The following is a 6,658-nucleotide window of genomic DNA, read 5'->3' as shown; positions in this document are numbered from 1 at the left end:
TGAACGCGGAGAGGTGTTTCCGCATCACGAGCAGCATGAAGCTGCCCAGGGTGGCGAAGCCGAGGACGGCGAGCATCATTGCTCCTTGGGGCAGGACTGAGGGCCGCCGGTCGGACGGCGGCTCAGGACGGCGCGTGGGGTCAGTGCGGGTCGGTTCGGGCGGCGACCGGCAGCGCACGCGGGGCCTTGCTCGGCTCGTGCGTCGGGTCGGTCACGGGGGCTGCGGGCTCCTGTACTGCGGTTCGGCGGGCGCACGGTCGCGGCGGGCGGTGGCCCGATGAGGATGTGATCAGTGCGCCTGGCTCGGCTAGGACTGCCGGGACACCGGTCGCTCACGGACGGCGGATCGATCCGCCACTTCCGGACAACCGGTTTACCGGATTGCCGGTAGGTAACTAGAATCCGGCCATCACGTCAATACCGAAGTGAGGAAATCGATGGCCGAACTCGCCAGAATCACGGTCGAGCCGCGCGAGCCGCTGGCCGCAGAGGTCTCCCGCCGCCTGATCGACTACCTGATGTCCGGCGAGGTCCAGCCCGGTGACCGCATCCCGTCGGAGCGGCAGCTGACCGAGATGCTCGGGGTGAACCGGCCCACGGTGCGTGAGGCGATCAAGTCACTGGGCTTCCTGGGCCTGCTGGAGATCCGGCAGTCCAGCGGGACGTACTTTCGAGGCACCGACTCCGACGTGCTCTACCGTCTGTTCGAGCTGGGACTGGTCCTGGGCGAGCGAGGCGCCCGGGACATGGTGCAGGCCCGCGCCGAACTGGAGGTGATCGTCGCCGGCCTGGCCGCACAGGCGCGCGACGAGGCGGGCATCGAGCTGCTGCGGGCCCGGCTGACTGCGATGCGGGAGTGCCCGGACGACGAGTTCCCCGAGGCGGACACCGCCTTCCACGCCGCCCTCGGCGAGCTGGCCGGCAACACGGTGCTGCGGGACATGCTCAAGGGCATGCGGGCGATGATCCAACGGGGCTGGGTGGAACGGACGGGGGCCGTACGTTCCCGCGAGGTGGCCTACGCCGATCACGTACCGATCTACGAGGCGGTCGCGAAGGGCGACGCCGAGGCCGCCCGCACGGCGATGGCCAAGCACATGGACGGTGCATCCCGGCGCCTGATGAAGGCGCTCGAACAGCGAGAGGCATAGCGGGAGACCGCGGGCCGCCGGGCCGGTACCGGCGCCCGCGGGCTTCGCATCACCACAACCGGTTGACCGGTTGACCGGTTCGGCCTAGAGTGGCGGCACGGCACACGACCCAACGGTGCCACCCCCAACTCGGGCCTGTTCTCCCACTGTCACGGACGTTCACCCGCCGACCGGAGCAGGCCCGCGGTCGGGACCCTTGCCGGTCCCCGCCTACCGGAAGAGGTAAGAACCCCGGTGATCGAACCCCAACCCCTGGTCGCCATGATCCACGCCGTGCCGACCGCGCACCGCATCGCCGAAGAGACGTTCGCGCAGGAGTTCCCACAGGCCACGGTCTGGAACGTACTGGACGACCGGCTCCTCGACGACGCCCGCGACGCCGGCGGACTCACCGACGCCCTGCGCCGGCGCATGCTCCGCCTCATCGGTCACGTGATGGACGGCGGCGCCCAGGCCCTGCTGCTGACCTGCTCCTCCTACGGCGAAGTCGTGGACACCGCCCGCACCCTGTGGAACGTGCCCGTCCTGAAATCCGACGAGGCGATGTTCAAGGCCGCACTGGCCGGCCCGTACGGCCGTATCGCCGTCGTCGCCTCGACGCCGCCTGCCGTACCGGCGGCCGTCGCCCAGCTCGAAGCGCTCGTCCCGGCCGTACGCCCGGACCGGCCGGTCGACATCGTGACCGCCCTGAGCGAGGAGGCCGCCGGGGCCCGCCCCGAGGAGGCCGCCCGGCACCTGGCGGACGCCCTGCGCGCGGCCGGGGGCGCCGATGCCGACGCGGTGCTGCTGGCGCAGTACTCGCTCACCCCGGCCCGCGACGCACTCGCCGACCTGCTGGGCGTGCCGGTCCTGGACGGCGCGGGCGCCGCCGCACGCGAGCTGCGCGGCCTGCTCGCCCCGGCGGGAGCACCGGCGGTCGCGTCATGAGCACGGGGCTGCCGTGGCCGCTGGCCTACACCGTCTCCGGTGACGACTGCCTCTCCCCCATGCCGCTCGGCCACTCGGCGCCGCTCGCCGAGGCCGCCCGCCAACTGGCCGAACTGGGCTACGACGGTGTGGAGGTACAGGTCCGCGAGGTCGGCGCCCAGGACGCCGAGGCCCTGGCCAAGACCGTCGAGGCCGCCGGTCTGAAGGTCCTGGGCGTCGGCACCGGGCCGGTCGCGGCCCAGGACCGGCTGACCCTGACCGACCCCTCCCCCGACGTCCGCCGCCACGCCCTGTCCCGTCTGCTGGGCGCGGCCCGTCTCGCCGGTGCCCTCGGGGTACCAGTTACCCTCGGGCAGACCCGGGGCACCTTCCTGCCCGGGCTGGCGGACATGCAGCGGCTGTGGGCCGAACGGGCCGTGGCGCAACTGGCCGAGGAAGCCGCAACGCGCGGCAGCCGCCTGCTGCTGGAACCCCAGTCGCGGGCCAACACCTCCCTGTGGCAGACCCCCGACGAAGCCCTCGCCGTCGTCGACTCCCTCGACGCCCCGGCCGGGCTCGTACTGGACACCCACCACCTCGATGCCGAAGGCGTCGACGCGGTCCGGGCCGTCACCGAGCACGCCGCCGTCACCGGCTGTCTGCAACTCGCCGCACCCACCACCCGGGGTCCCCTGACCATCGGCGATCCCCGGCTCCCCGCCCTGTTCACCGCGCTGCGCGCGGGCGGTTTCACCGGCTGGTTGACCCTGGAGCACACCCAGGACGGCGACAGCCCCAAGTCCGCCGCCCGCTCCTGGACCGCGCTCACCGACGCCGCCACCGCACTTTCCTGACCCGCCCCACCCCCTGTTCTGAGAGGAACTCCCACCATGAGCAGCAAGACCTACCGCCTCGGCGTCCTCGAGGGCGACGGTATCGGCCCCGAGATCGTCCCGTCGTCCGTCGAGATCGCCACGGCCGCCGCCGAGGCCGCCGGCGTCTCCGTCGACTGGGTGACCCTGCCGCTCGGCGCCTCCGCCATCGAGACCCACGGCACCCCCGTCCCCGAGGAGACCAAGGACGCCCTCGCCGGCCTCGACGGCTGGTACCTCGGCCCGCACGACTCCGTCAGCTACCCCGAGCCGCACAAGTCCGCGCTCAACCCCTCGGGCACCCTGCGCAAGCACTTCCAGCTCTTCGCCAACATCCGCCCCGCCAAGTCCTTCCCCGGCGCGAAGGCCGTCTGCGACAACGCCGACCTGGTCATCGTCCGCGAGAACACCGAGGGCTTCTACGCCGACCGCAACACCTTCGCGGGCACCGGCGAGTTCATGCCCACCCCGGACACCGCGATCATGCTGGGCATCATCACCCGCGAGGCCACCGAGCGCGTCGCCCGCGTCGCCTTCGACCTGGCCCGCTCGCGCCGCAAGAAGCTCACCATCGTCCACAAGGCCAACGTCCTCAAGCTCACCACCGGCCTGTTCCGCACGGTGTGCCAGGAAGTGGCGAAGGACTACCCGGACGTCACCGTGGACGACTTCCACATCGACGCCATGACCGTCCACCTGGTGCGCCGCGCCCAGGACTTCGACGTCATCGTCACCGAGAACATGTTCGGCGACATCCTCTCCGACCTGGCCGGCGAGATCTCCGGCTCGCTCGGCACCGCACCCTCCATCAACTCCTCCGCCACCACCGCGATGGCCCAGGCCTCGCACGGCTCGGCCCCCGACATCGCCGGGCAGAACATCGCCAACCCGGTCGCCATGATCCTCTCCGGCGCCATGCTCTTCGAGTGGCTCGCCGCCAAGCACGGCGACGACAAGCTCGCCACCGTCGCGAAGATCATCGAGAAGGGTGTGGCCGACGCGATCGCCGCCGGCACCTCCACCCGCGACCTTGGCGGCTCCGCCTCCACCACCGAATTCACCGCCGCCGTCGTCAAGGCCATCGGCGCCGGTCAGTAACAGCACCCCCGATCGTCCGGGGCGGGTTCCCACGCCGCCCGCCCCGGACCCCCTGAGCCGCACGACGCACAGCCCCAGGAGAGAGCCCGACCATGACCCTGCGCATCGGCTGCATAGCCGACGACTTCACCGGCGGCACCGACGTCGCCGCCGCCTTCCGGCGTGCCGGCCTGCGCACCGCCCTGGTCTTCGGCACCCCGGACGACACCACCACACTGCCGGCGGACTGCGACGCCGCCGTGGTCGCCCTCAAGTCACGCTCCACGCCCGCCGACGAGGCCGTCACCGACTCCCTCGCCGCCCAGCGCTGGCTGTGGTCGAAGGGCGCGGCACAGGTCTACTTCAAGTACTGCTCGACCTTCGACTCCACCCCCCAGGGCAACATCGGGCCGGTCACCGACGCCCTCCTGGATGCCGCCGGCGGCGCCGTCACCCTGCACTGCCCGTCCTCCCCGCCCAACGGCCGCACCGTCTACCAGGGCCACCTGTTCGTCCACGACGAACTGCTGTCCGACTCACCGCTGCGCCACCACCCCCTCAACCCCATGACGGACTCCGCCCTGGTGCGACTGCTGTCCGCCCAGACCCGACACCCGGTGGGCCTGGTCGACTGGGCCACCGTGCGGCGCGGGGTCGAGGCCGTCCGCGAGGCGATCACGGCGCACCAGCAGGCCGGCGTCCGACACGTCGTCGCCGACGCCCTCACCGACGACGACCTCGCCGTGCTCGGTGCCGCCACCCTCGAACTGCCGGTCGTCGCCGGGGCCGCGGGCCTCGGCGAAGGACTCGGACACGCCTACCCCGCCACCGGGCCGGCCGCCGCCGAACCGACGCCGTCCCAGGGGCGGGCCGCCGTCCTGGCCGGCAGCTGCTCGGCCCGCACCCTGGAGCAGATCGCCCAGTTCTACGCCGCCGGCCTGCCCTCCCTCCACCTCGACGTCCTCGCCGCCGCGTCCGGCCGCGACGTCACCGGCGAGGCGCTGGCCTGGTACGACGCACAGGACCCCGACCTGCCCGTCCTGATCTACGCCTCCGCCTCGCCCGAGGAACTGTCCGCCGTACAAGCCCAGTTGGGCGTCACGGAAGCCGCCGCGCAGGTCGAGGAACTCCTCGGCACGCTCGCGTCCCACCTCGTCGAGCGCGGCGTACGCCGACTGCTCGTCGCCGGCGGGGAGACGTCCGGCGCCGTCACCACCGCCCTCGGCATCCGCGCCGTCCTGGTCGGCGAGGAAGCCGACCCCGGCGTGCCCTGGACGTACGCCACCACCAAGAACGGCGACCTCGCCCTCATGCTCAAGTCCGGCAACTTCGGCGCCCCCGACCTCTTCACCCGTGCCCTCGTGGAGACCAAGTGACCGCCTACGCCGACGAGTCGGCCGCCCGCGCGCTCATCGTCCGCACCGCCCGCTCCCTTTTCAGCCGCGGCCTGACGCACGGCTCCACCGGCAACCTGTCCGTCCGCCTGGCCGACGGCAGCCTGCTGCTCACGCCCACCGGGTCCAGCCTCGGCACGGTCGAGGAAGCCGACCTGTCGCGCACCGACCTGCACGGCAAGCACCTCGACGGGCCCCGGCCGACCAAGGAGGCGTTCCTGCACGCCGCCTTCTACCGCGCCCGGCCCGGCGCCCACGCGGTCGTCCACCTGCACTCCACCCACGCCGCCGCCGTCTCCTGCCTCGACGGCGTGGACCCCGCCGACGCCCTGCCCCCGCTCACCGCCTACTACGCCATGCGCGTCGGCACCCTCCCCCTCCTCCCCTACCACGCCCCCGGCGACAACAGCCTGGAACCGCTTGCCGAACAGACGGCACGCACCCACCACGCCGTCCTCCTCGCCAACCACGGTCCGGTCATCGCCGGCACGTCGATGGAACAGGCCGCCGACGCCATCGAGGAGCTGGAGGAGACCGCCAGACTCCACCTGCTCCTGCGTGGACACGCCACCCGCCCCCTCACCCCCGAGCAGGCTGCCGCGCTCGCGCCCCCATCCCCCTGACGGCCGGATGAGCCGCGAGCACGGCAGCCACCCACCGAAGAAGGAAGCCCCATGACGGTCACCCCCGTGCCCACCGCCGACCTCGTCGATCAGTACGGCGCCGAACTGCGCGTCTGCGACCTGCAGTTCCGCCAGTTCGGCGCCCACCGGAGCTTCGCCGGCCCGGTCCGCACCGTCTCCTGCAACGAGGACAACGGCCTGCTCCGCGACCTGCTGCGCACGTCAGGCGACGGCGCCGTCCTGGTCGTCGACGGCGGCGGCTCCCTGCGCACCGCCCTGGTCGGCGACCTCATCGCCGGCGCCGCCCAGGACAACGGCTGGGCGGGCCTGGTCCTGCACGGCGCCGTCCGTGACAGCACCGCCCTCGCCGGGCTGCGGCTCGGCATCAAGGCGCTGGGCACCATCCCGCGCAAGAGCGCCAAGGACTCCGTCGGAGCCGTCGACGTCCCCGTCACCTTGGGCGGAGTCACCTTCCGCCCCGGCGACATCCTGCACGCCGACGACGACGGCATCGCGCTCCTTCCCGAAGGCGCGGTGAGCTGACCCGTGGTGCTGAAGACCTTCGGGTGGTCGTTCGCGGTCACCGCGCTCGGCCTGGTGGCCGCGATCTTCTACGGGGGGTGGACCGCCTTCGG

7 protein-coding genes are annotated in these 6,658 nt (G+C 72.5%); all 7 read left to right on the top strand.

The genetic code is table 11. The annotated features are described in order from the left end of the window. Positions 1–437 precede the first annotated feature (437 nt). The 7 genes from ACP4J0_RS37960 to rraA all read left to right on the top strand — a co-directional run bounded on the left by ACP4J0_RS37960 (position 438) and on the right by rraA (position 6,566). Positions 438–1,151, top strand: coding sequence for a FadR/GntR family transcriptional regulator (locus ACP4J0_RS37960; protein ID WP_426603922.1), 714 nt, complete (start codon positions 438–440; stop codon positions 1,149–1,151). Between the two features lie 234 nt (positions 1,152–1,385). Then, the gene (locus ACP4J0_RS37955) at positions 1,386–2,078 is read left to right on the top strand and encodes an aspartate/glutamate racemase family protein (protein WP_426603920.1); all 693 of its coding nucleotides are present in this window, start codon (positions 1,386–1,388) and stop codon (positions 2,076–2,078) included. Continuing rightward, the gene (locus tag ACP4J0_RS37950; protein WP_426603918.1) at positions 2,075–2,911 is read left to right on the top strand and encodes a sugar phosphate isomerase/epimerase family protein; all 837 of its coding nucleotides are present in this window, start codon (positions 2,075–2,077) and stop codon (positions 2,909–2,911) included. The genes ACP4J0_RS37955 and ACP4J0_RS37950 overlap by 4 nt, the downstream gene beginning before the upstream one ends. Positions 2,912–2,947: 36 nt before the next feature. After that, positions 2,948–4,027: an isocitrate/isopropylmalate dehydrogenase family protein gene (locus ACP4J0_RS37945; RefSeq protein ID WP_426603916.1), complete on the top strand. Its 1,080-nt coding sequence runs from the start codon at positions 2,948–2,950 to the stop codon at positions 4,025–4,027. A gap of 92 nt (positions 4,028–4,119) precedes the next feature. Then, positions 4,120–5,382, top strand: a complete 1,263-nt coding sequence (gene otnK, locus ACP4J0_RS37940; RefSeq protein WP_426603914.1) for a 3-oxo-tetronate kinase — start codon at positions 4,120–4,122, stop codon at positions 5,380–5,382. Further along, positions 5,379–6,023, top strand: coding sequence for a 3-oxo-tetronate 4-phosphate decarboxylase (gene otnC, locus ACP4J0_RS37935; RefSeq protein ID WP_426603912.1), 645 nt, complete (start codon positions 5,379–5,381; stop codon positions 6,021–6,023). Before otnK ends, otnC begins: the two co-directional genes overlap by 4 nt. A 51-nt stretch (positions 6,024–6,074) precedes the next feature. Next, positions 6,075–6,566 (top strand): ribonuclease E activity regulator RraA, encoded by a 492-nt coding sequence (gene rraA / locus ACP4J0_RS37930; RefSeq protein WP_426603910.1) that lies wholly within the window; start codon positions 6,075–6,077, stop codon positions 6,564–6,566. Positions 6,567–6,658: the final 92 nt, after the last annotated feature.

Origin of the sequence: Streptomyces sp. WG7, from assembly GCF_049975785.1 — a bacterium.
Taxonomy (GTDB): domain Bacteria; phylum Actinomycetota; class Actinomycetes; order Streptomycetales; family Streptomycetaceae; genus Streptomyces.
Note: the sequence above shows the minus strand (reverse complement) of the source record. Positions and strands in the feature narration are given on the sequence as shown.